Origin of the sequence: Sphingobacterium psychroaquaticum (assembly GCF_900177625.1) — a bacterium.
Classification (GTDB): domain Bacteria; phylum Bacteroidota; class Bacteroidia; order Sphingobacteriales; family Sphingobacteriaceae; genus Sphingobacterium; species Sphingobacterium psychroaquaticum.
The window spans coordinates 565,517-589,077 of record NZ_FXAU01000003.1 but is presented as its reverse complement, the minus strand read 5'-3'; the positions used below and the strand labels follow the sequence as shown (position 1 = coordinate 589,077).

23 protein-coding genes, 1 tRNA gene and 1 pseudogene are annotated in these 23,561 nt (G+C 39.9%); 5 read left to right on the top strand and 20 right to left on the bottom strand.

Going from position 1 to position 23,561, the window contains the following annotated elements:
• Position 1: 1 nt before the first annotated feature.
• The 3 genes from B9Y69_RS10920 to B9Y69_RS10910 are packed head-to-tail and all read right to left on the bottom strand — an operon-like array spanning position 2 to position 7,715.
• A complete protein-coding gene (locus B9Y69_RS10920; RefSeq protein ID WP_085472970.1) occupies positions 2-2,794 on the bottom strand; it encodes a hypothetical protein in 2,793 nt (930 codons plus the stop codon).
• The gene (locus B9Y69_RS10915; RefSeq protein ID WP_085472969.1) at positions 2,791-3,210 is read right to left on the bottom strand and encodes a hypothetical protein; all 420 of its coding nucleotides are present in this window, start codon (positions 3,208-3,210) and stop codon (positions 2,791-2,793) included. Before B9Y69_RS10915 ends, B9Y69_RS10920 begins: the two co-directional genes overlap by 4 nt.
• Positions 3,210-7,715 carry a phage tail tape measure protein gene (locus B9Y69_RS10910; RefSeq protein ID WP_085472968.1) on the bottom strand — a complete coding sequence of 1,502 codons (4,506 nt, stop codon included), beginning with the start codon at positions 7,713-7,715 and terminating at the stop codon, positions 3,210-3,212. Before B9Y69_RS10910 ends, B9Y69_RS10915 begins: the two co-directional genes overlap by 1 nt.
• 463 nt (positions 7,716-8,178) lie before the next feature.
• Here B9Y69_RS10910 and B9Y69_RS19200 point away from each other — a divergent pair.
• From B9Y69_RS19200 to B9Y69_RS10895, 4 genes and pseudogenes are all read left to right on the top strand, one after another.
• Positions 8,179-8,269, top strand: a tRNA-OTHER gene (locus tag B9Y69_RS19200).
• A 95-nt stretch (positions 8,270-8,364) separates the two neighbouring features.
• Positions 8,365-8,440, top strand: a pseudogene (locus B9Y69_RS10905).
• 240 nt (positions 8,441-8,680) lie between these two features.
• Positions 8,681-9,700: an ATP-binding protein gene (locus tag B9Y69_RS10900; RefSeq protein ID WP_085472967.1), complete on the top strand. Its 1,020-nt coding sequence runs from the start codon at positions 8,681-8,683 to the stop codon at positions 9,698-9,700.
• Positions 9,694-10,710 (top strand): DUF4435 domain-containing protein, encoded by a 1,017-nt coding sequence (locus B9Y69_RS10895; RefSeq protein ID WP_085472966.1) that lies wholly within the window; start codon positions 9,694-9,696, stop codon positions 10,708-10,710. Before B9Y69_RS10900 ends, B9Y69_RS10895 begins: the two co-directional genes overlap by 7 nt.
• A gap of 286 nt (positions 10,711-10,996) precedes the next feature.
• On the opposite strand, the gene B9Y69_RS10890 is transcribed toward B9Y69_RS10895, so the two are convergent.
• The 13 genes from B9Y69_RS10890 to B9Y69_RS10835 form a co-directional block, all read right to left on the bottom strand.
• Complete coding sequence (locus tag B9Y69_RS10890; RefSeq protein WP_085472965.1) at positions 10,997-11,848, bottom strand: hypothetical protein; 852 nt, start codon at positions 11,846-11,848, stop codon at positions 10,997-10,999.
• A 171-nt stretch (positions 11,849-12,019) separates the two neighbouring features.
• Positions 12,020-12,511, bottom strand: a complete 492-nt coding sequence (locus B9Y69_RS10885; RefSeq protein ID WP_085472964.1) for a hypothetical protein — start codon at positions 12,509-12,511, stop codon at positions 12,020-12,022.
• A gap of 1 nt (position 12,512) precedes the next feature.
• Positions 12,513-12,671, bottom strand: coding sequence for a hypothetical protein (locus B9Y69_RS19195; RefSeq protein WP_159451836.1), 159 nt, complete (start codon positions 12,669-12,671; stop codon positions 12,513-12,515).
• Positions 12,672-12,721: 50 nt separating this feature from the next.
• Positions 12,722-13,144 carry a hypothetical protein gene (locus tag B9Y69_RS10880; protein WP_144036550.1) on the bottom strand — a complete coding sequence of 141 codons (423 nt, stop codon included), beginning with the start codon at positions 13,142-13,144 and terminating at the stop codon, positions 12,722-12,724.
• A 133-nt stretch (positions 13,145-13,277) separates the two neighbouring features.
• The gene (locus B9Y69_RS10875; RefSeq protein ID WP_085472962.1) at positions 13,278-13,814 is read right to left on the bottom strand and encodes a hypothetical protein; all 537 of its coding nucleotides are present in this window, start codon (positions 13,812-13,814) and stop codon (positions 13,278-13,280) included.
• A 42-nt stretch (positions 13,815-13,856) separates the two neighbouring features.
• Positions 13,857-14,294, bottom strand: coding sequence for a hypothetical protein (locus B9Y69_RS10870; RefSeq protein WP_144036549.1), 438 nt, complete (start codon positions 14,292-14,294; stop codon positions 13,857-13,859).
• Positions 14,295-14,305: 11 nt separating this feature from the next.
• A complete protein-coding gene (locus B9Y69_RS10865) occupies positions 14,306-14,764 on the bottom strand; it encodes a hypothetical protein (protein WP_085472960.1) in 459 nt (152 codons plus the stop codon).
• A 12-nt stretch (positions 14,765-14,776) separates the two neighbouring features.
• The gene (locus B9Y69_RS10860) at positions 14,777-15,064 is read right to left on the bottom strand and encodes a hypothetical protein (RefSeq protein ID WP_085472959.1); all 288 of its coding nucleotides are present in this window, start codon (positions 15,062-15,064) and stop codon (positions 14,777-14,779) included.
• Positions 15,058-15,387: a DUF6706 family protein gene (locus B9Y69_RS10855; protein WP_085472958.1), complete on the bottom strand. Its 330-nt coding sequence runs from the start codon at positions 15,385-15,387 to the stop codon at positions 15,058-15,060. Before B9Y69_RS10855 ends, B9Y69_RS10860 begins: the two co-directional genes overlap by 7 nt.
• A 1-nt stretch (position 15,388) precedes the next feature.
• Positions 15,389-15,955 carry a hypothetical protein gene (locus tag B9Y69_RS10850; protein WP_085472957.1) on the bottom strand — a complete coding sequence of 189 codons (567 nt, stop codon included), beginning with the start codon at positions 15,953-15,955 and terminating at the stop codon, positions 15,389-15,391.
• Positions 15,948-17,054 (bottom strand): major capsid protein, encoded by a 1,107-nt coding sequence (locus tag B9Y69_RS10845; protein ID WP_085472956.1) that lies wholly within the window; start codon positions 17,052-17,054, stop codon positions 15,948-15,950. The genes B9Y69_RS10850 and B9Y69_RS10845 overlap by 8 nt, the downstream gene beginning before the upstream one ends.
• A 36-nt stretch (positions 17,055-17,090) precedes the next feature.
• A complete protein-coding gene (locus tag B9Y69_RS10840; protein WP_085472955.1) occupies positions 17,091-17,465 on the bottom strand; it encodes a hypothetical protein in 375 nt (124 codons plus the stop codon).
• 12 nt (positions 17,466-17,477) lie between these two features.
• Positions 17,478-18,194 (bottom strand): hypothetical protein, encoded by a 717-nt coding sequence (locus tag B9Y69_RS10835; protein ID WP_085472954.1) that lies wholly within the window; start codon positions 18,192-18,194, stop codon positions 17,478-17,480.
• Positions 18,195-18,376: 182 nt separating this feature from the next.
• On the opposite strand from B9Y69_RS10835, the gene B9Y69_RS10830 reads away from it, so the two are divergent.
• Entirely contained in the window at positions 18,377-19,198 is an 822-nt protein-coding gene (locus B9Y69_RS10830) for an FRG domain-containing protein (protein WP_085472953.1), read from the top strand.
• Between the two features lie 69 nt (positions 19,199-19,267).
• Here B9Y69_RS10830 and B9Y69_RS10825 read toward each other — a convergent pair whose 3' ends face one another.
• Genes B9Y69_RS10825 through B9Y69_RS10810 form a run of 4 tightly spaced genes read right to left on the bottom strand, consistent with a single transcriptional unit; the run spans position 19,268 to position 23,556 of the window.
• Entirely contained in the window at positions 19,268-20,830 is a 1,563-nt protein-coding gene (locus B9Y69_RS10825) for a phage portal protein (protein ID WP_085472952.1), read from the bottom strand.
• 26 nt (positions 20,831-20,856) lie between these two features.
• Positions 20,857-22,371 carry a terminase large subunit domain-containing protein gene (locus B9Y69_RS10820; protein WP_085472951.1) on the bottom strand — a complete coding sequence of 505 codons (1,515 nt, stop codon included), beginning with the start codon at positions 22,369-22,371 and terminating at the stop codon, positions 20,857-20,859.
• The gene (locus B9Y69_RS10815) at positions 22,371-23,120 is read right to left on the bottom strand and encodes a terminase small subunit (protein WP_085472950.1); all 750 of its coding nucleotides are present in this window, start codon (positions 23,118-23,120) and stop codon (positions 22,371-22,373) included. Before B9Y69_RS10815 ends, B9Y69_RS10820 begins: the two co-directional genes overlap by 1 nt.
• Positions 23,113-23,556: a hypothetical protein gene (locus B9Y69_RS10810; RefSeq protein ID WP_144036548.1), complete on the bottom strand. Its 444-nt coding sequence runs from the start codon at positions 23,554-23,556 to the stop codon at positions 23,113-23,115. The genes B9Y69_RS10815 and B9Y69_RS10810 overlap by 8 nt, the downstream gene beginning before the upstream one ends.
• Positions 23,557-23,561 lie beyond the last annotated feature (5 nt).

Sequence of the window (23,561 nt, the reverse complement as noted above, 5' to 3'; positions counted from 1 at the left end):
TTTAAATTGTTGTAAAATAAAAGTGCACTACTCCCGGTTCGGGATTTGTTGGTCCATTCTCAGGTAGAATTAAATCCCCAGGCTGCATTACAGGAGCTGTTACTTTACCAACCGCAGACACTAAAGGCGCACTTAATGTTAGTACAGATGCACCTATATCTAAAGGGAGATATGCATTACTAGTACCCCTTCCGTAGCTGTTAATAACACTGTTGCCAGCAGAGAAAAACAATTCTAAACCGTCACCATCAACAACATTAGAAACACCTCCGAACTTTACAAAACTTGTTGTAAAACTTCCTCGGTTAGTAACGCTCTGTAGCGTATCCCCATTCGCTGGCATACCTAGGAATTGGTTGACGGCTTGTAGGGAGAACTGATATGCGTAATAATCTCCATTTACAGTGTTAAATCCTAGAAGCCCATTAATTGGGACAGTATTCAAGCCGCTTTTCGTCTGTTGTAGACTTATGTAATGAGCATGTAGGTATCCATTCGCGTCTCTTTGAGCTATACTATTAGCTGATGGGTTAACATCAATCAATGGCTTGCCTGTTATCTCGTTCCAACTTGGTATATACCCAATAGGCTTAAATCTAGCATCTGATTCTACTTTAGTATATGAGTCCGATATCCCGTAACCAGATAATGTAGTAGGCTTATTTAGCAGTTGCGCGAATTGCGTAGAATGGGGGTTGCCTATGGATTGAGAATGAGTATATGCATTGTTCCATTGTGTAGAGTTGCCACCTGTAGCTGAAACATTACCGTTAACAAGTATACCCCCTTGGCTAAAATTAACGTATTCAGCACCTATATTTAAAGGTAGATATGCATTACTCGTACCCCTTCCATAACTATTTATAGCACTTTGACCACTTGAAAAGAACAATTCTAAACCATTACCATCAACAATATTAGAAACACCTCCAATTTTTATGAAATTATTTGTAATGTTCCCCCTATCTGTTACACTCTGCAACGTATCGCTCTCTACTTTTAAAAATCCTTGCGAATTAACCCAACTCTTAGGAGCGTAGTCCTGCGCAAGAACCCAGCTTTCAGATGCAAGCCCAGACAAATCCGGCAGATTGCCCGGCACGAACTTGGTACCATCATACTTTATGTACTGCCCAGGTTGGATATCCAATAGATTAGCATCTTTAGCCTGCTTAATGTAAAAGTCTAGACCGATAGGAGTTTCGCCGGAACCCGCATTTTCGTTAACACTTAGGTACCAAAGATCAGCTTTCATTTCTCCTACAGGAGGGGGATTACTAGGGGCTCCCAGTAAGTGGGTGTTGTGGGTGCCGCGGGTAGTCATGTCTAAAGGAGTGACCTTTCCAACTTTGGTTACATCATAGAGATCTTGCAGCGCACCACCTTGACCGCCAGAAGTCGTCGAGTTAAAGAAACCGGATATTCTGTCGGTGTAATTCGCCTCACGAACTATTGAATTAATAGTAATTACATTCGATAAAGTAAAGTCATAGAGGTATTCTTGCTGTAAATCTCTTTCAAAGGAAGCTATACGAATTTTATCGTTAAACCCAATATCGCTAGCTATTAGCGTGATAACTCCTCCCAGCACTATCACTAGATTGTTTTCAATAACAAATTTAGGAGTGATCTTCCCAGTCCAATCATACTGCTCTACACCCTCCTCTAAGAAGTATTGGTCGGCTAGCTCTTTCACCCTGATTTCAGCTGTATAAACATACGAGGGAGGCATGCTGATATTGAGCAATACAAAGCTATCCCCAATAGCGGGCTTTATTACGGGACTTGGAACTCCGCCCGGGTAAGCCGTATCATTTTCAATCCTATTAAACGTGATTTGACGGTAAGTATGATCGTATCCTGAAGCATTTATGGTAAAGACAAATCCCGCAAGTTGCCCACTTGTGAACGCGATTTGAGCAGATGCCCCCGTATCCAAAAGGTTTGCAGATAAATCAAAATCTAAATCGGTCGATCTAATGGTATTGATTCCTTGGACACTAGTCACCTTGGCGATTAACCGCGGATATACATTATCAAATCCTAGAACGGATTCCACCCGATCCATTCCAGCACTATAGCCTGGATTAACTAGTGGATTACCTCCGCTTGGTTGAATGTTGCGAAACCCATAATTGTTAGGGATATTCCTACTTCCCCCAAGAACCGTAAGGTGGGTCACAATTGGTTTTTCACGCCTAATGCGATGTAGCTCGTATAATCCCTTTCCCTTTCCGTATTCCAAGGAGACGCCAGTATCCGGCTGGCGACGGGTCAGATTAACAACCTTTCCATCAACCCAAAACTCTAGGTTTGTCTGATCAGCCACATCCTGTAACACGGTTAGCAATTTAGCTCCCGAATAGGTCCACTGAATAACGTCCGTATCTTCAATAATTCCAAGTGACCAACCAATGTTTGCTCTATTAGCATTTCTGACCACCAGGTCTAATATCGTGGCGGCATTACCCATCACAAAAACACTAGGCTCAGTCAATTGATTGTTTCTATCCAAAGAGTACAAGGTCCATTTGCCGAGATCGTAATACTCCGCTTCGAACTCTACACTGTACTTATAGCCAATTTGTGTGTTTACCTTAGAAATATTTTCCGGGCGGTTGATTTTATACGTCTGTCCGTACACAACAATCGTATCGCCTTTTTTCAAAACTAGCGCAGCAGTTGTATTAAGGCTAATCTCAACACGATCCTCCTGCATAATACGCTTATACTGCTTGCCAGATGCCTTTCCACTCCAAACTACCGTTGCGCCTCTCTTAATCTCGTAAATCATACAATTGGAAATTTATCGGTTGGAAAATCATCTATTAGCTCTAATGTAAATCGCGCCCAGGTAGGCCCGGTAGAAAGAGAGGTCATTCTGTTATAAAAAACTTTGTAACGGCGATTGCCATTAAGATCATCCATTTCAAATATGCCTGTTGTTAACAGGAATGTTTCTAATGCATTGTACCGGGGTAAGAGATCCTCAGCAGAAGTTCCAATAATCACGCATTGAATCTGATATGTTTTACTTGTAAATTTTCTGATGCCGTGGTACCTGTCAACTCCATTATCATCAGCCCAATCAATTGAAAGGCCATTATCTTTTAGCTCTGGCATCACCCGAACAGAAGCATTGAACCCTTTTTCAATGGTCATTTTATATTGCGTCTCGGGGTCTACTCCATTAATTCTATAAGCACTCATTATAATCCTGCCCCCCTCCTAGCAGCGTCGTTACTAGACATTTTACTGTTCATCGATATAAGTGCTCCCTCAATAGAAGCTAAACGATCTGTGTTGTTAGCAGTCCTGTATGTATTGTTTTGGATCGCGACCAGCTCGGAAAGCTGACTTGTAGCTACATATAGTTGTTGACCGAGCGTAACACCTTGTCCTTTTGCAACCTGCAAAAGCTCCAGCTGAGCCAAACGTAAGCCTCCAAATTCAGCTTCAAGCCGATTTGCTGTCGACTCGGTTATCCCCGCAATTCCCTTAGATAATTCTCCTTGTTTTTCCTTGCCGCTTATATCTATACCTGTAATCTTTTCTAGTTCCTCCCATTTTTTGGCGTTCTCCTCTCCAATTGCTGTATACTTCTGCCTAAGCTTATCAATTTGTTCAACGGAAAGATCGCCCCCCTCCATCATTTTGGCTAATTCTTCATAAAAAGGCGCCATTGCATCCTCTAGAAACTTCGCCTGAAAACTGGCTTTTAAAGCATTTTTCATAATCTCCTCGAAGCTATCTCCAAAATCTTTTGCAGCGCGTTTTCCGCTAGCAAAAAGATCAGATAGGCCGGAAGCGAGACTGGAGGAGGAAGTCCCTGTAAGAAGTTGATTAAGGTCATTCTGTAAATCTTCAATACTCAACCCCAATCCATCAAGTTCCTGTTTCAAAGATTTTAAAGCCTCGAAATCTGCTTTTGCCTTATCCTTTAGCTTGCCTTGGGTGTATAGTTTTTCGAGCTCAGCATAATCCGAACCGCCCAAGGAGGCCATGATATCCCATGTCTTTGCTTTACGCAACCAAGTACCGTGCTTGTAGCCTTGACCATCAACAAACTCTTGTCCTTGAAGTGCAGAAAAAATCTTGTTATAAGCCTTTTCAATCTCGGGAGATTGTTTTTTTAGCACTTCTAATTGTGCAACAATTGCTCTGTAACTATTTTCACCCCTAGCTGCTGTATCCAGTTCACGACGTCTTAAGAGGGCCTGATAATCAAGTTCACCGCGTATCGCAGCATCATAAAAATTCTGAACTTCAGCACGAGCCTGGCGATTCATCTCTTTGGTTCGCTTCCCAATTGTAAATAGCCCGGTTACGACACCAGCAACCGCTCCAACTATTCGCCCTACAGGACCAGCAACACCGGCAATTGCCGCCAAATCCCCTAGAAGCCCACCTCCCCCTTCAGATTTATTTTTCTTGTAGTTATCTAGTGCCTTTGTTAAATCGCCGAATCCTGATCCAATATCTACAGACGCGCGGAGCACATTCGAAAGCAGTCCAAGCATATCTGCCAGCTCTTTGTTGGCATCCCCTATGAATCCAGCCATTCGGCTAAATTCTTCCGCAACCTTTGAGGTTCTTTCGTGCAATCTTTCAGAAATGGATTTATCAGCTGTTTTTAGCGCTTCAGTAATCTGTTTCCGCAACTCCGGCGACATGTCAAAGCCGCCGGAAAGCAACGCCTTTGCATTGTTTACGATGGCTCGAGCTTGCGAATCAGACAGCTTTTCAATTCCCTCAAAAAGCCTTTTATATGAATCAAGTTTCTGAATATTGGCATCATCTAGTGAATTTAGTTCCTCGACATGTTTGCTGTCGAATACCCTTAACTCTTCAGCACTGGCGGTGTCAACAATTCGCTTTCTGTTCTTTTCAAAATCAGAAATCAGCTTACTTCGTTTCTGTCCGTAAGTTTCCATTAACTTAAGAAGATCCACCTGTTCTCGTTCCTCTCGTTTTTTAGCTTCCAGACTAGCGTCCCGTCCCACTTTGGCGACAGCTTCAAAAAGTTCCTTTTGAGCGGCAGTCATTATTGTAGGATCGATAAGTGTCGCTTTCCCAAGCTCTTCTTCAAGAAACTGTAAGTAGCTCTTAGAGGTATCAATCTGACCTTTCATAAGCTCCTGAGCCTTTTCTAGACCTATATCAAGCTTATATTGTTCAAACTGCTCGTATAGCGCCTTTCTATCTTCGATTTCAGCAAGTGTTGCCCGGTTTAGTATTCTCCTCTCAGCTTCCTCGGTCTCGAACCTTTCCAAACCAGGCAGCTTACCGGTATCGACTTTCTGACCTTTATTTTTTGGATCATCATAAAACTTCCTTACCTCCTCGCGGATCTTCGCATACTTATCCTTTATCGAAGCGAGCTCTTGATCGTCTCGGGACAGATTGTTTCTCGTGACCTGATCACTGATTTGATCGATACTCAATTGCAAAGCTCGTTGGCGCTCCTGTGATTGCCGGCGGTCTTCAGCAGCTTTTTCAGCTTTTCGATTGGCAGCTTCTGCAGCCTTTTCACGATTTAATTTATCTTTCTCTGATTCTTCTTCTTCACTTACAGCTGAATTCACTGCTCCTGGTTTTCCATCATTTACTAACCCCTTCTCTTTTCTCTCAAAATATTTATAGGTGCTTTTCCCGAAGTCTAAATTTTGATTGTAATGCTTCGACCTCCTACTTGTCATGCGATCATAATCAAGCTTTACTTTATCTGCCTCTTCGCCTGATGCATTGGTTCCCAAAAAATATTCAATTGGCGCAGTAGATAAAGAACTTACACGTAGCCAGAACTCTTCGCTAAAAAATTTGGATGAGAACAGCTTATTAAGCCTGCCCTCTGCAGTCGCTGCGCTGTCAATTATATCAGCAAAAAAGCCCACAATCGCAACAGAAGATTTACCAATTACCCCTGTTCCATCTTCAACGCTTAAAACAAGATTGTCCCACGCAATGCCTATTCTCTGCGACTGATTAACCAATTTACCTGCTGCCGTATCAAATTCCTCCTGCATAGCACCTGTGGCATCCTTTGCAGTTCCCATTGCCCGGGCTAGTGTATCATAGCCTGCCGCCAGGGTACCGATAACACGACGTTGGCGAATATCAGTTATGCCGTTGCGCTCCATCTGTGCGTTAACACTACCACCGGCTTTATGGATTGCATTTAAACCTTTGATATAATCCTGGAATACACCACTAGCATCAGTTTTAAACCTTGCCTGTAAATCTGCGGCACTACCGCCAACAACTTTAAGTATATCGGATAATCCTTTCCCTGACCGGATTGATTTTTCAAAGGATCCTAACGTTTTTTGAAATGTAGAACCAACCACCTCGGCTTCAACCCCCAGAGCTTTTGTGGCCGTAGCATAGGCCAATACATCCTGACGCCCCATGCGATAGAGACCAACGTTTTGCGAAATTGACTCTGCATTGCTAAGAATTTCTTTTTCGGATGCGGCGAAATTATTACCAAGGTTTACGATCTCATCCCCGAAATCACGAACATTTTGAACACCGCCATCAACTAACGTAAGGAGCCTAGCAATTTCTTTCCCACCTTCCTCTCCCGATATGTCTGAGGCGGTTTCGAGCTGCGCGAGTGCATCGGTAAAGGCAAGAATGTCACTTCTACCCTTTACACCCAATTGACCGGCTATAGATGCGTATTCAGTTAATTTATTGGTACTAACAGTCTTTAGGCTTCTAGATAGTTGAATTACATCATCAGATAAGACTTTCAACGCATCACCAGACATTCCCGTTGTCTTGGAAACGTTCAGCATTCCGTTGTTAAAGTCAATAACCGTTTGCTTATTCCCTTTAAACAACATAAATAGCCCTGTGAGGGCAGTTATTGCCAAACCTATGGGCGAAAGCAAAAAAGATAGTATACCTTTTCCTACGGAAACAAAGGATGCTCCCAACTCTTTGATAGCACCAGGCTTGCCGGCTAAATCATCAATGGATGTTCCGAAAAGTGCAAGCTTCTCGTTTATAGAATCGAATTGTGGCCCAAGAACTTCAATCGCGCTGCCGTAGTTACCGACATTGCGCTGATGCTGCCCCAAGGAAGCATCAATTTTTTTAATCCCTTGGTCTAAATACTGTGTTTGCTTAGTTAGCCCCTCTGCCTTCTTACGTAAAGCTTCATACCCAAGGGTATTAGCGTGCCCCTGACGCTCCATACGGAACATTTCAGCCTGCACCTCCTTAGCTTCTTTTCGAACGGTATTCAGAGCCTTTGCAAGCTTTCCGTACTCACTATTCTCAGATAGGTTTTTCTTTAACTCACGATCAATTCGAGCTTGTTCTTTACGTTCTGCGTTTAGTTTCGCCTGCTCAAACCTGAAAGTCTGAAGATCGATTTTACCTTGGGTGTATTGATTACTAAGATCACTTTGTGACTTTAATTGCTTGGATAGCTCAATACGAGCTTGTCTTAAAGCTTCAATGTTTCCAAGGGTCGCATTGACCATCGTCCTATCTGCACCTGCTTTATTTATAGCTTCTACCTCACGAGCCGTATCACTAGCCTCTTTTGCCATCCTCTTGAAGTGACCAGAATTTCCCTCCTGTAAAGTCTTTGCTAGGTTTGCGCTAAATTTTTCAGACATTTCAGACTGCATCTTAGCGATGTTAGCAAGCTTTTTTCTTAGCTCCGAATCATCGCCTACAAACTTAAATTTAACCTCTGCCATATAGCTTCAAAGGTACTTGAAGACTATTTTTAAATAAATCGAAGCATTTTGTAATATAAATAATTACAAAAAATTAATTAACCATTTGGTTAACTTTAATATTATTTATATAATTGCAGTACGATAGTTCTTTGAATAAAAAACAACCCAATAGCGAGAAGCGAACGACACGTAGTCGGTTGGGAAAATACAAAGGCGGGGATGAACGGTCCCGCCTATTAAACAACACTACCCACGAGCTGGGTTGAGCTAAGTATAAGCAAGAAGGGTTTCAAAATTCTGAAACAAGGGTACTAAGAGTCCTGATTGCCCGGAGGTGTTGTTTACTAAAAAATAGCAAGGTGGCGGAATTATCTATTTTTCTGTGCAAGTAGGATAAATCGATGCTCTGGACTCTATTACATCGCCCCGAACACCTGAGGTAATACACGTTAAAATACAATAACACCCCACTTGCTTAGTTGAACAGATGGCGTTATATCCGCATGGCTTAAAAACCCAAGATGTGAAATTCATCGATTTAGGAAATGTCGGTTCGAATCCGGCTCTGTTCACAGTGCGCATTGCCACTATATACTTCGGTAACCAATCCGAGATTGCGGAGTTCACAAAGTTTTAACGCAATGACAACTCGGAAAGACGAGCATTTGGGGTGATCGTCTAGTGGTAGGACGTCGTACTTGTAGCAGGGTATGAAAACACTGGTTCGATTCCAGTTCGCTCCACAACACAGGAGGTGTTAATCGACTTGAGAGAATAGGTTAACGTCAGGGGTTAAACTCTATGCTGGCAGGTAAGCTGCCATTTTTTAGCATTTCATAATTTAGGTTAATAATTGGTTTATTACCGTGGGGATCCTCCCCGTTTCCGCACGGTTTTTATAGAACATTATATGTTACTAAAATATTTGTATATTCACCTGTTCTTTTCAATTTAGAAACGAAATTTATTAAATAATTCAAAAAGTGAATAGGATTAAAAGGGTTGTAATTAATGGTCTCTGGAAAGATAAAAGTGAAAATATCATTTGGGATCTAAACAATGATATAAACATATTGTCGGGAATAAATGGTAGTGGAAAATCAACAGTTATGGATGTTGTATCATCCTTAATGTTAAATAGAACTGAGATATTAAAAAAAATTGTTGAAGAAGTAAAAATATATATTTCTGACACACAATTTTTTCACTATAAATTTTTCACCAAGAATATTTCAGATATTGAGGCTTCCGCAAAACTAGGAGAACCCCTAGATGATTTAGACTTTAAGTATGAAACGTTGCTTGACGCTCTTAATAATGAGAAAAGAAAGATGTTAGAAACGGACGGAGAAAATATCAAATCAGTTAGTTTTAATATTACAAAAGATTCTTCATACTTAAAGGATTTTAGATTAAATACCAAAATTGATATAATAAGCACTTTTGACAATGCTATCATTTTTGATGACGAAAGTTATGACGAGGATGTCGAAACTGAATTAGATAAGGAGCTTTATCTATTACAAAAAAAATATTTAAGTTATCAACTCAATCTAGCAAAGAAGGTTCAAGGTAGCTATGCGACTAACCCAAAAAAGGTGAAGAATACAATTAAAAATGCCTATTCCCAAATAGAATTATTCAAAGAATATATTAATGACTTTTTTAGAGAAGCAGGAAAAAAAATAGATGAAGATAAAAACGAATTGTCCTTCACGCTCTTAAAATCTAACAATCCCATAACTATTTATCAACTTTCTTCTGGCGAGAAGCAGCTGCTTTTAATTTTATTAACTGTACTACTTCAAGATAAAAAGAGCAGTATTATATTCATGGATGAACCTGAAATTTCCTTACATTTTGATTGGCAGAAACAGTTGATAAATATTATTAGTACGCTTAATCCCAATGCACAACTAATAATTGCAACGCATTCGCCCGCAATGATAATGGAAGGTTGGTTTGATAAAGTGGTAAATATAGCAGATATTAAGGTATGTTGAAGGGATTAGCTAGTAAAATTAATTCGGATTTAATTCAAGCTTTTAATGCTCTAAACCCCAAGAATAATCCAAAAACTATAAAAGTTTATGTGGAATCGGATTACGATATTACCCATTGGAATAAAATTTTAGATAGATTCAATTTAAAAAATGTTGTCTTTGATATAAGTTTGCCCAACAAAACTCACTATGAGAAAGGTAAAGGAAATATTTTCAAAAACTTTAAAAATAGTTTAGGGCCTAATTTGATAGTTTGTGTTGATAGTGATTATGATTATTTAATTCCTGAGGCAAACGAAGATTCAGTAATAATAAATACATCGGATTTTGTTTTTCAAACATTTTCATATTCAATTGAAAATCTTTATTGTTTTCATGAGAGCCTACAGCAGTTTTGTTTTTCTTGCCTTAATAAAACAAATTTAAAAATTGATATCGCTTCCATTATAAACCGATACTCCTTATTGATTTATGATATATTAGTATGGAATATATATCTTTATTCAATAGGAATGGCAGAAAGGTTTTCGAGGAAGGATTTTACTAATATTTGTAATATTAAAATATTTGATGATTTCGATAATCATTTTCATTCCTCATTCACTTGCTTGTCTGATAGAGTTAAAGATTATTTAAATCCTCTACTAATAGAATTTAAAGAACATAAAGATAAAATTGATAAATTTAAAGTTTATTTAGAAAGTAAAGGTTTGCTCCCGGACAATTGTTATTTGTTCGCACAAGGACACTTAATATTGGAAGATGTTGTTTTGAAATTTATAAAAACAATTGTTTTAAACGAGAAAAAAATAAAAATTAAAGAAATTAAAGATAAGTGCAAAGATGTTAAACAAACTTCAGATGAAATAAGGGCATATAATGCAAGAATTGTAGAAAATGGTATGTTGATTAATTATATTTATAGAAATCCGGATTTTCATAATTCCGATTTATATCAAAAAACTGAAAATCAAATAAATAATTTTATTTCAAAATATGAGTTAAACTAATTTTGAAATATAAACAATAGGTAACAAAAAACCGCGAATTTTTTTAAGCTTCGCGGTTTAGATTATTTTAACAAATATGTTTTTGCTGTGTAAATAGCATCGCTAATATTAGAAAACACCTCTTTGCAAAGCAGAGGATCGAGGATTTAACTGCTGCTAAAGTGAAAAAGTCCCGATCTTATTGAGGGAAAACCTTACTTTCAGAAAAGTATACTGATTCGCTTATCAAAAACCAATTAACCTTGTTTATTCTCCAAGGCTAATTGATTGCTGGATTTTTATTCTATCAAACTTTGTAGAAGTATTTAACCAAATGCAAAAACTCCTGTGTATGAACTGACTTCATTGGTGTTTTGGCGGGGTTAGTATTATTTCTGTCAGCATTGTGAGACCTACAAATTGGTGTCAAATAACATTGGCCTCCAGGAGGAACCAACCAACTTGCCGGACTACTATTAAATGTCACGTGACCACCGACCAGATCCTTGCGGACCGCATGTTGCGAACTGCCATTTGCCTCACAACCTGTCGCCGCTTGGTATTCAGCTTCCCAGGTAGCGACCCAGCTCGTTTCTTCTCCTGGCAAAGGGTCTTTTGTAGATCCAATTACATTATAGAACTCATCATTTACATTACAGCTCACCTTCGTAACTGAAACCGTTCTAACTTTCCCCGTAGATTCAATCAAAGATTCCGATTTGGGAACAATTTTATCATCTAAAATTACATAGTCAGTAACATAATTCGATGCATCCAACGCTTCATGTACGGATACTAGCTCTTCAAAATGAGGTAAATCGCCATCAGTTGATTCATATTCATATACAAGTGGTTTCACATCTGCAATTGATCCTTCATTCAATGCGTAAATGTCATAGATGTTAATCCAATAATATGTAACATTGCCTTCTCTTCTAGAGAATACACCTTGAAACACAACTTCAGTAAATTCAAAACTAGCATCCGATGTTGTTTTGAAAGTACGCCCACCATACTTTATCTCTTTTACGTTTTTATCATCGTAAAGCATTTTAAAAACGTCGGAGTTGTTCTTGAAGTTGTAGCTCTTTTTGCCGATCGTAATGGTCCCTGTGTAAGGCTGCAGTTTGTAAGCAGCTGCTGTCTTTTTAAAATTCATAGAAAAATAATTTATTATTGATTAACTAAAGATAACATCGGTAACTCTTAAACCTTACGGTTTCCCGTATACAGCCGAATTATTTCAGTTAAGTTACATTTACCTAACAACTGAATTAAACATCACAAAAACTATTTTATAAATGAGTACGAAAAAGCAAAGGCAAACATTTTAAGATAGTATCTGTTTTAGCAGGCTTATTGTTTCAATAGTTAACATTTCACTGGGCTGCCGTCTAATCAATCTCCATCCCATTGAGACAAGAAGGTTATTCTTTTCCATATCACGTGCAATGCCGGTGCCGGAAGAATGACCACTATTGCCTTTCATGAAAATACCTCCCTCCTGTTCAATCGCTATCTTAAACTCCGGTATCGCATAATCTATGCGAAACAGACGATCAGTACAAAAATAAAACTCAGGCCATAACTCAATACCTAATTCCTGCTTTACGAACTGAATAAAAGGATCATTGTATTTCTCTTTGTTTTTGATGTTTCTGGTATCGTCGATGCCACCTGTTTTAAGCACTTTGGTGCGCTTCTTTGGTTTTGTGGCTATAGATAAGGCTTGAATAGAATTAGGCGGATATAGCACGCCATTAACCTCCACGTAGCCGCGTGACTTAATGTCTTTGATTAATGCCGTGCCCCAACCTTTCATATTAAACCCCTTTCCCTTCTGATATCCTTTTCCCTATATCAAAAAGGGAAATTGAACCGCCAACTGATTTTGAACCTGAACTATCTCCAACAGAACCACCTTCACCCGAATCCATATCGGGAATTACAGCATTATACATTAGGAGATTTCTCCATGACACACCCCATTTTACTGACTTTTCATCCCAACTGTAATACTTACAGATATTACCTACGAATGCCCAGGGACTGTGGGATCCAGGGTAAGGTTTAGATCCCTGATTTCTCGTATTGATCCCGTAATGCCGAAAAAAGTTTCGACGTCTAACCTCCGGTAGACTTCCAAAACAGCATCGTACAATTCAGAATTTGAAAATTGGTAGTTAAGGGCTTCATACAGCCATTGCGGAGGCTCCGACTCTGCATTGTGTATGCCAACGGCCAAAAACTCAATAAAGAGCGGGATATTGCCTTTCAGCATTTCAAACACCTCGCGATCGTCCGTCGTTCTTTCGGCCTTTATGTCGATTAGTGTGCCGAGCAATCTGTACACCGTAGCAGGCCACAGATCAGCGGTGTAAATATCTTTGTGTTTGGGAAGAATAAAAATAGCACTTAAGCATTTTTGCCAACGTGTTTTATACTGAACTTTCACTCTCTTTAGAAACGAGCGCTCACCAGTGATAGTTGAGACTATCTCTTTTTGTACTTTATTTGTCATATGGTTAGGAAAGTAAGCCCTACTCACCGCCTAACCTTCGGCTTTCGGGCTATTGAAATAATAATTGTTATCCTTCTGGAAGGGTCACGTCTACAAACTTGTAACCCCAAGGTGATACTGGACTACCAGTCCCATCTAAAGGTGTAGTGGTTTTTCCTGTAAAGCTCAATGCTAAGAATCCTGCTCTAGCAACATTGTTTTTAAAACCTGCAGATATTGCCGCTGAAGGAGCAACCCAAACCATTTTCTTACCTTCAAATGGCTTCGAGGTTAATCTGATTGCTAAATTGTGAATTTGGCGATTTTTGGCACTAAATTCGACCCCTGTAGCCCCAGCAACCCCATTAAAAAGCAAATTTGCATTGCTGATGGAAATATCGAGCGATGCTCCAGAAATTGCAGCTGGCTCTTCGTCTCCTTTTAAAACAAAACGAATACCATCAACATCTTCAACTCGAACATCAATAGTTGCTAATTCGGGGATATTAAGTGTAATACCTCCATCTTCAATATCTCTTAATTTTACCCAACCTGTTGTTGGGATGGCTCCGTTCACACCTATTGGGGCGAACTCCAAACTTTCGACACCTGTTACTGCTGCCATAGTATTTTTAAAATTATGACCATACGGCCGTTAATTATTCAGTTAATTTTTATCCTTACGTAAATAGAAATAGCGAACTACTATATTGTAATACCATTTGTTGCCATTGGGTATCACCTCGCCGGTAGAATCAAGATTCAAAAAGAAGTCAGCCCCGCGAAAACCATCTACAACATTCATCACATATCGGCCTATTTCCTCCATTCTTGCAATGTTTGGCTGAGTGTTATCACGGGAAGTCGGTGTTCCTGAACTTTGATTCTTCAGATTTGGTACATGGATATTTATGTTAAAAACACCTTCCGTCACCTGTTCAGCATTCGTCACTATGGTATTTAAAACGATATCCTCTTTGTCGGAATTAAGACGTTGGTTCATTAGCCTAATCTCTCCTGTCAAAGAGGTGTTAATCACAGTATCAGATAACTCTAATACCTCAACAATATCTTCCATAGCCCCGATGGCTGTCTTGAGATTCATATCTGCCATTCCTATTCAATTGTGCCGATTTCATTAAATGCTTGCTGTAAGATTTGGTCAAGTCCCATGTAAGCACCTCTTAAAACATCAAAACCTTTTGATTGAACCCAACTCGCATACTCCATTCCTGAAACCAAAACAACTGCATATCCCTGTGAAGGACGAAGCTCACTCAAAGCTGATTTTAATCCCTCACTGAGACCTGTTTGCTTGTCAGTTCCTACTGGACTCTCTTTAAAACTCTTGTGGACCACCTTACCATCCTTGGTAATTATAAAGCCGGTAGAGCTTCTAAGATTCCCAGTATGATCCTGGTAGGCGTCACCACCTTCAGAAATTTTGTTGCGTACAAGTTCAACGCTACGCTCTAACACAGCAGACAAATGTTTGATAGTCTCCTTCTCGATCTCCTTTTCCACCTCCTTCATCAAGGCGTTCATGTCCGTTGTAATTTGTAAACCTATATTCATAGTCTTTAAATTTTAACACCTCCCCAAACAGTGAAACGCTCCAACATGAAAGGAAAGGAGTTGTTGCTGGTAAATAAAGATCTCCCCTCTTTCGTTAATCGCATTAAAGACGGTTCCCAATAAAATAGACGGTGTACCATCTGGAAACGCAATGTCAAAAGAAACTTGCACATCGGTTCCATCTTTCATCTGGACAAACGTATTGCCCTTTGATGGTCTAAATCTGCATTCAAGCTCAACTAGCTCTCCGTGCTGGTTTTCAAACACCATTCTATCGGGATATTGCTCTGGTACTACCATAGGTCAGAAATACTTGTTATCGTTGCGGAATCATCCATTTCGTCCTCAACACCCCATCTTTTCAAAATCCCTTTGCGAATTTTAAGAAGACCCTCAATGCTGCGAGAGGTAAGCTGGTAATCCAACTCCTTAACGGATTCCGGGGAAAGCGATAAAACCAAGATTAGCGCTGCTAAGGCAAGGTCTACCCCGCGCCTACATTGTTCGTCTTGTGGCAAGTATTCGCCATCAGGATTGACACCTTGGTCAATCAAAACCTTCGTCACTGAGTTAGGCTTTACGCGGATACTAATATCGCTTAACAGCGCTTCTCTATTGGTCATATTACTTTACCTCCTTAACCAATTCGCGAGATACAAGGTCTTTTAAACGATCGGCGTCGAAGTGGGATACATCCGAATCGATTTCGAAAATACCTTCACCCTTTTGGTTGCCCCGAAACGCACTAACCACGACAAACTTTGCTGCCCCTGATTTCGATGCTTTCGACTGTTTACCGGTTTTAGCCAATTCAGCTTTTAGCTTTTCGTTTTCCGATTGGATCTTTTCAATTTCAGGCTTTAACTTTTCCTTGAAAGCTTTATGTTCCGCTTTTAAAGATTCGATTTCTGAATCTTTAGCAACCAATTCAGCTTTTAGCTTTTCGTTTTCCGATTGGATCTTTTCAATTTCAGGCTTTAACTTTTCCTTGAAAGCTTTATGTTCCGCTTTTAAAGATTCGATTTCTGAATCTTTAGCAACCAATTCAGCTTTTAGCTTTTCGACCTCATCATTTGAAGTATTCGGCGCTAAATCTAATTGCGCCTGATCAGTGGATTGAGTCCCTTCTACTGTAGAAGGAGTTGCCGGTGTTGTAGCTCCGGCTTTCTCGTTTTTGTTTTCGTTAGCCACCTGGTAGGATAGTTTTAAGTAAGAAAATAGACTTGCTGTTATTCAAGGTTGGAGTACAGTAAGCTGTACCTTTGGTAATAACAGTAATAGGGTCTTCTACTCCCCAAGTTTTGATTAACACGATGCCCGATTTGGTTTTTTGAGCCACCCCTGCTGCAACATACTCATCTGCTGAGGTTGTATGCTGTGTATTACCTAACTGTTCAGTAACAGAGAAGGTAACAACACCTTTTTCCCAACCGGTTACAACGGTCTGATTACCATTTTTCGATTCTTGAACCATTACCGATTCCCAAACTTTGAAAACAGGAAGACCTTTTGCACGTAAAGCACGGTTGATTTCTTCAATACCAGGTTCCTGTTGTAATCCTAACGCATTAGCAACATAAGTAGCTGTGAACTTTTGAACACCTGGGTTTTGTGCAACTTGCTCGATAGTTTCTTGCTCACACCACATGAATCTTGGTTCAGGAAGGTTTGCAAGTTTGGCCATTCGCTTGATTTTTTTGATATCCCCTATAATGTCAGCTGTCGGACTATTCCAGTCTACAGAAGCATTTACATTATTTGCAGCAGGAATCGCGAAATCGACATCAACAATTGATTGGATGCCTTGCTCGTTGTTTACCTGTGTAAGTTTGTATTTACCAGTAGATGCGATACGTTTAGCTAACCATTCGTTACGCGCTTCAACACCGTTACGCACAAACACTTGATCCTCGTAATGCCAATCAAGTACGCGCTGCGCGGCCTCTCTACGTGTTGGACCAGAAGGCAGACGGCGAACAGCATCTTCCAATTCACGAAGTGTATTGAAATCCGTTTCAACTTTATCGCGAGCAATCTCCAACTTAGGCATATCACCCTCAATTTTAGTCGGTAAATTGCGACCAAAACGAGGTGCACGGCTATTGAAGTCAACCACTGACGCCATTACTTTAGCACCAAATTGAGCCTCTACAGCTGACCATTTCAATGTAGGCTGGAATTGCAAAGGGAATGCAGCCTGATACTGAAGCGTTTCAAACGGATACGTCTCAACATAAGCTTGCGCATCTGCTCTGCGGAATTCCGGCACTAGTTCTTGTACATTTATCATTTATATGACTTTATGTTTTGTTTTAAATTCTGTTAATTACACCAAGGTGATACGCGGTAAGGCCTTAGCTAAATCAGCAGCAATAGTCTGCAATACCGATGGTAACGCTTTAATACGAGCAGTACCGCTAATTACTACACCATTTGCAAACGTATTGCCGCCGTCAGATACCTCTGAGGCTCGATGAGTCAAACCAATTGGCTTAATGGCCCCGTCAACAGCAGTCAACACCTTGCCTATTCCTGTTGCAGGATCTCGCCCCACCAAAGTACCCTCAGGTACATATCCATTTGGATAATCCGCTTTTTTAACATCGAGAATCAATCCTCCTGGAAGGGTATCAACAACGTTTTCAAAAACTACTTTTTGAAAGCCTTGGGTGCCCGTTCTTTTTACTCCAGTTAATCCCATTTAAAAAGATTTTTATGCGCCAGCTTTGGCTGCTGCCTCCACTTTGCGCTGTTCAACAATTTCTCTCATTGCAGGCGACACCTCGTCATCCTTCAATTTGCCACCACCAGCACCCCGAACAGGGGAATCAATTCCAAGACCAGCATCACTTGCAGCCTGAACTTCCTCAGCAACGTCTTGCTCCACTTCGGCCAGATAGTTAGCAAAGTCATCTTCACTATCTAATTTTAATCGGTCGAAATTTCGAAGTGTTTGCGCTTTGAATCGCTCAGGAGCGTCCTTCAATTTGGCTTCAAGTTGTTGGCGTCGTGATTGGGCTGTATTGCCGTTTTGAAGATTAACAACAGTTGTTGTTAAGGTTTCGATCACCTTATTTTGGCTTTCAACATGAGCCTTAAACCAAGCAGGCATTTCATCTCCAGAACCACCACCGCTTCCGCCTTCAGCCGCTGCTTTTTCCTCTGCTTCTTTTTTAGCTTTTTCAGCCTTTGCCGTTTCTGCTTCAGCGGCATTGTTGTCCGCATTACGCTTAGTATCGTCCAGCGCCGCCAATTCTTTGAAACTTAATACTTGATCTAGTTTGTCGATTTCACCGTCGATATCGTCCTCGTTAGTGATAATACCATCTAACTTGTCCGCTAGTCCGTTGATTCGAACATTTGAAAGATTGACACCCAATGCGGTTGCTTTCTCTTTCAATTTGGAAATGATTTTTGCTTTTAATGACATGTGTTTATGTTTAAAGGAGTCTAATCCGGAAAGCGATTCCGTGCTATCCTCGGTTAACTATTTTAAACACAAAATTAACCGTATGGATAAGTAGTTTTTAAAAGGTGATTTTGTAATTTGGGGGATTACAGAAAGATATATCTAGTTTTACTATTTTAGTAATACCGTACTAGACATATTATATGAATACAGAAATAATTGAATCAATAACACAATACATAGATAAAGTTAAATCAATAGATTTTGGTACTCACGCTTACAGTCATTACTTGTGGTTTAGAGCTGAAAATTCTAAGTATGAGGATACGTGCCTAACTCCTAACTTGTATAGGGAATATATACAGAATCCTAATGACGCTAGTGACTTTCACAAAAAAGATGCAAGCATTAGGGGTATTTTCAAAAATGAAGCGTATCAGTATCTAAAAGAATTTGATATTGTAAACAATGACCTTGGTACTACATTCATTATGCAGCATTATGGATCACATACGAGATTGTTAGATTGGACAGAAAATTCATTAATATCTTTATTTTTTGCAGTTGAGGATACAAACAGTAAAAACAATGCATTAATATGGATCTTAGACCCATTTATTTTAAATTCAGAAACAACAAAGATTGTTAATCACAACAATACTGAAGAACTTAAACTGTATGCATCAATTGATATCCAACAGGAGGTGTTTAACTATTTTGACATGGATATGCTGCATGCAAATGATGAAAAAATACAATACCCCATCGCTCTTAAGCCATTTTATATTGATGAACGCATGAAAAGGCAAAGCTCATGTTTCACACTTTTTGGATGTGAAATTAATGGCTTAACAAAACATCCATCTAAGGAAAACTTTCTCAAAAAAATAATAATTCCTTTTCAACATTTTAGACAAATTAAAAAAGACCTCTATAAACTTGGTTTCTCATATGATTCAGTGTATCCTGGTCTTGAAGGCATATCTAAAAAAATAGTGTATGCAATTAATGAGTCTCTTACTTAATGGGTATTTGAAGTAAAATTGCATGGTTACCGACATCAATGTCGGTAACCCTATGAATTTTTCATGTATCTAACTTTTAGGCAAGCCTTTAGTTACAGTATCTTCATCCTTAACTTGCTCAGCTTCCTCCTCCTGAATCTGCTTAAGTTCTTCCTCCGAGTTTTTGGTAAGGGGCGAATACTCAATAGCCGTTTTCTGGGAGATTACCTTTGCACCACCCGCAGCCTTTTGAAGTAAACCGACGGTTTCCGCATCGTCGTTAATCCGGTAAAGCGGAATATCAAAACCGATTGCCAGCGATTTAATAGCTGGGAGCAGACTTGTGTCTATAGCTCCACAAAAAGCAATCTGCAAATTAATATCTCGCTGGGTGCTCATTCCATACTCTCCGTCAATCTCATCGCGGGCGGCAAGGTGGGCGTCCATAAAAACGCGATCGAAAGCAACGCCGCTAAGAGCACCAAGGCCTTTCAAATCTTCCATAGCCATCTGTGGCGTTTGTGTACATGTGAAAACATAGTTCATAAGGGTGTCAAGCTCCATTTTGATCGCATCTGTTGCCTGGTCCCAAGTCACATACTTAGCGTCAGCTTTATCGCCGGTAATCTGAAGTGATTTACCTTGTTCTCCTTTTTCCAGCATTTTAGCACCAACATTTCCGAACATAGCAAACACCGGTGACGCGTGATAGTCGTTCGTGTCTCCCGCATTGGAGATCAAAGTTTCAATCCTCGCAATAGCGGATTGCACGGAAGCCCAGGGGGGCAAAGGCTTTGAATAGTACGTTACGGGAATCTTTCCATAAGAATGCGTTATTACAGAATCAACAATCCAACCGTTGTTGCTAGGTGTGGAAATGATTGTTTCGCCGGCTCTTGACTTGCGGAACTTATAGATATTTGTAGCCGAGTAGATATCAAATCGCTGGTCTTTATCGGTAGTTAGACCGGTAAAATCAGGATCCGAAACAATATCATTAAAGCTGCGTGAAGCTTGATAAATACGGCCAAAATAGATCATCTTGCCGTAATCGTCGAACACTGGCAAAAGGGTGTCTCCCAAATCTGGAGATAACACCTTACAACGCATTTTAAACTTTGCTTTTGGCGCGATGTCTCCCCAGTAGCCCGTTTCAACAGGTTCCGAAAACCAAAGCTTTGCAACCTGCAATTCACTAAGCATACGCCGAGCCACTTCCTTTTCTATGAAAGAAATCTTGTTATCATCACGGATTTTCTTCACCATCTGGTAAAGTCTATTCTCCTGATCATTTTGTGGATTAGCTTCTAATTGGATTTTAGATACATTCATAAACGACACACGACGCTTAACGATAAGCTCTTGTAAAGGCACTCCGATCCGGTTTACCTCGATACGCTTGGTATCATAAATCTTTTTGTTAGCCTTATCTAGAATTGGATTGCCCTCAGAGTCTTTTCTTAAACTTCGAACCTTCTTTTTAGGTCTATACCCTTCACCCTCATTAAATACATCGTGCTGCGTAACATCGTACTCCTGTTTTGCTGTTGCATAGGTAGGTGCCACAGTAGCCCCAACCGCTTCAACAATAGCTGGCAGTGCTGGAGTTGGCAGCTGCACTTCTTTCTTTGTTTCGTCTTTTTCTTTTACCATTAGTTTTTTGTTTAGCGGTTAGGGGGTTAGAATAAATCAAAAATTGAATCGTCGATTTCTTCTTGTACAGAAACTAAATCGAAGTATTTTCTCATTAAAATCAAATCTCGCCAATCCGGCGATCTACCTATTTGCTTTTTAACCTCTTCTTTTGGAAGGATCCTAAGTTTTCTTTCGTCATCAACTTTATAGGTTTTTAGCCAAGAGAACTCCTCGTTAATCTCCTGTTTATCAGATTCCGACTCTATACACTTAAGGAAAATGTTGTGCCCTGAAATATCATCAGCAAGCAAATAGGCACATTGTGTTTGTAGATTTTGGTAATTCTCTTTGTCTGGTGGCAACTCACCTCTACTATCTCCGTACATCCTAGTTTCATTCTCCCGGGCTTCATCTGTTACGATAGGTTTGGCATTATTAACGAACCCTAGAATACCACATAAATCGACTACACCACCACCTACGCCATCCTCATCAGCAATACATTGGTGCGCAGGGATGCCATACTTTGAGCGCATTGCATTAATGCATGCTTGAATATCCGTTGTTGATGATTTATCAAATGAATGATGCTCCATAAGAATCCATCCCCACCAAACACCTATCCTAGCCTTATCAGAACCAAATCGAGCAACATCGGCAGTTATGTACCATTTTGGTTTTACAGTTAAATTGTTGTATCGGTCCCACAAATGAATATTTGAGAACATAGCAAGCAAATCATCGTACTTACACATTGCATTTGGATCATCATCATACTCCCAATTGCCGTTTAAAAGACGTTCTTTCTTCGCTTTATCCTTAGTCCGTCGTAACCTTTCAACATAACCGTTATCGATGTGCGGATTGTCCTGAACAAAGGCCGCCAGGTACTTCATTAACTCTGGAAGCTTACCCTGCTTATTTGGAAGATAGAATGTTGTGTACATCCAGTTCTTCTTAGGGTTGCAGGTAATGAAAAGCTTACCGATAAGATTGTACTTTTCGTTATACTGACGGCCAATACGGGTTTTCAATACGTCATAGGCACCAAAATCAATCTCTCCACCTTCCTCTATCCATCCACCGGTATACTCTGTAGAACCAAATCTTTCATAAGCAGGGTCACGAGGTAAAAACTTAAGCTCTAACAAATCGATACGACTGCCATTTTTGAACTGGATAAAGTTCTTTTGTCCGTTGTACTTGAAGTCAATTCCGTTACGGATCCCATAAGCCGATGCGACTTTGAAAAAGGTTATTAGGGTTGATTCAGTGATACGCTTAAGCTCCTCACGGCCGATAAACCAACGTGTACCAGGGAAGTTAATGCATTGAAACATTAGCCAGCAGCAACCGGTCCATGATTTCGCGCCTCCTGCAGCACCACCATACAAAAACTCTTCCGTTACATTATCCGTTAGGATTTGAAGGGCTTGTTCCTGTTTTTCGTGCCTTCCCTTTGGCGTTTCGACAATAAAATCAAATATCCCTCGTTTGAAGGATATTCCTTGAAGATCTCTCACATCAAGGTTTGATAATATCAAGTCGACTTCATTCATTATTGCTTTTTAGCCAGCTTCATTAATTCGCGAATAGCGTCATCGCTTAGGTCGTTTGGATCAATTTTATTTTTATCATCAACCACCAAAGTATCAGTATACATTCCATTTACACGAGCAAGTTTATCAAGCATTCCATCAACAGGATAAAGTTCTACTTTGGGACCAAACTCTTTCATTTCAAAAGATTTGATTTTACCCGATTCTTTGTCAGATGCAAGCTTAACCAAGTCAAGACGGACCTCTTGAACAATTTCAAGTTCCATATCTTCAAAAATGGCATCAGGCTCACGCTCGAGACGAATCTCTAATCGCATTATTTCATCCTCTTGAGGCTCTAAACTTTCCAAGAATTTATCCATATCCTCTTCAATAAAACCTTTTCTCTCGGCAAATATATGCTGCCTTAAAAGAGATTCCTTCTTTCTGTCAATCAATTCTTGAAGAGGTTTTTTTACAGTTTTAGGCCGTTCAATTTCTATAACTTTGAAATAGTCATTAATATTGGATCCAGCAATGTCAGTCATCAACTTCATGACCTGATCAGCATTCATTCGTGAGTCCTTGAGTCGCGCGTCTATAAGCGCTTTTATCTCAGGTTTTTTCAATAATTCACTACCAATTGAATAAGCTGTCTTTTCGCTGTAACCTGCTTGAATAGCCGCTTTGGTGGCGTTAAAATGCATTAGGTAATAATCGATAAACAACTGTTGCTTAACGGTTAACCTCTTAGTTTGCTCCTCACTCATCCTTCACCTCCTTTACAAATCCATCAACTAGATGTTTAAACACCCTATCAACCTGATAAACCTCACGAGCCACCTTGATGCGATAAGATGCGCTCTGCTGGTTCACTCCAAGACTATTTTTGATAGCCAGGCATACGCCGTTTTCAACTTTCTCACTCAAAAGAATCGACTTTGGCGAGAACAGAAGTAGCACGCAAGCGGTAAACTGAATCTCCGAATTATGCTTTTTCTGACTAGGCTGAATCTTGTCGAATAGAGTTTTCAGTGCGGAATCGTCCATCTTTTGAGCCGTCAATTCCGCCCGATAATCCGCAAAGGGAACCTCGGGATTACGTTGCTGGGCCAATTTTAAAATGAATTTTTCCATGAAAGCAAAGCTATAAACAAAATTCAACTTAACCAAACGATTAAGTTTTAATTCAAAAAAGAACATCATTTGAC

Bases quoted from the DNA above. Each gene is read 5' to 3' on its own strand.
- B9Y69_RS10920 (WP_085472970.1), bottom strand. From the start codon at position 2,794: ATGATTTACGAGATTAAGAGAGGCGCAACGGTAGTTTGGAGTGGAAAG.
- B9Y69_RS10915 (WP_085472969.1), bottom strand. From the start codon at position 3,210: ATGAGTGCTTATAGAATTAATGGAGTAGACCCCGAGACGCAATATAAA.
- B9Y69_RS10910 (WP_085472968.1), bottom strand. From the start codon at position 7,715: ATGGCAGAGGTTAAATTTAAGTTTGTAGGCGATGATTCGGAGCTAAGA.
- B9Y69_RS10895 (WP_085472966.1), top strand. From the start codon at position 9,694: ATGTTGAAGGGATTAGCTAGTAAAATTAATTCGGATTTAATTCAAGCT.
- B9Y69_RS10890 (WP_085472965.1), bottom strand. From the start codon at position 11,848: ATGAATTTTAAAAAGACAGCAGCTGCTTACAAACTGCAGCCTTACACA.
- B9Y69_RS10885 (WP_085472964.1), bottom strand. From the start codon at position 12,511: ATGAAAGGTTGGGGCACGGCATTAATCAAAGACATTAAGTCACGCGGC.
- B9Y69_RS10875 (WP_085472962.1), bottom strand. From the start codon at position 13,814: ATGGCAGCAGTAACAGGTGTCGAAAGTTTGGAGTTCGCCCCAATAGGT.
- B9Y69_RS10870 (WP_144036549.1), bottom strand. From the start codon at position 14,294: ATGAATCTCAAGACAGCCATCGGGGCTATGGAAGATATTGTTGAGGTA.
- B9Y69_RS10865 (WP_085472960.1), bottom strand. From the start codon at position 14,764: ATGAATATAGGTTTACAAATTACAACGGACATGAACGCCTTGATGAAG.
- B9Y69_RS10860 (WP_085472959.1), bottom strand. From the start codon at position 15,064: ATGGTAGTACCAGAGCAATATCCCGATAGAATGGTGTTTGAAAACCAG.
- B9Y69_RS10855 (WP_085472958.1), bottom strand. From the start codon at position 15,387: ATGACCAATAGAGAAGCGCTGTTAAGCGATATTAGTATCCGCGTAAAG.
- B9Y69_RS10845 (WP_085472956.1), bottom strand. From the start codon at position 17,054: ATGATAAATGTACAAGAACTAGTGCCGGAATTCCGCAGAGCAGATGCG.
- B9Y69_RS10840 (WP_085472955.1), bottom strand. From the start codon at position 17,465: ATGGGATTAACTGGAGTAAAAAGAACGGGCACCCAAGGCTTTCAAAAA.
- B9Y69_RS10835 (WP_085472954.1), bottom strand. From the start codon at position 18,194: ATGTCATTAAAAGCAAAAATCATTTCCAAATTGAAAGAGAAAGCAACC.
- B9Y69_RS10830 (WP_085472953.1), top strand. From the start codon at position 18,377: ATGAATACAGAAATAATTGAATCAATAACACAATACATAGATAAAGTT.
- B9Y69_RS10825 (WP_085472952.1), bottom strand. From the start codon at position 20,830: ATGGTAAAAGAAAAAGACGAAACAAAGAAAGAAGTGCAGCTGCCAACT.
- B9Y69_RS10820 (WP_085472951.1), bottom strand. From the start codon at position 22,371: ATGAATGAAGTCGACTTGATATTATCAAACCTTGATGTGAGAGATCTT.
- B9Y69_RS10815 (WP_085472950.1), bottom strand. From the start codon at position 23,120: ATGAGTGAGGAGCAAACTAAGAGGTTAACCGTTAAGCAACAGTTGTTT.
- B9Y69_RS10810 (WP_144036548.1), bottom strand. From the start codon at position 23,556: ATGATGTTCTTTTTTGAATTAAAACTTAATCGTTTGGTTAAGTTGAAT.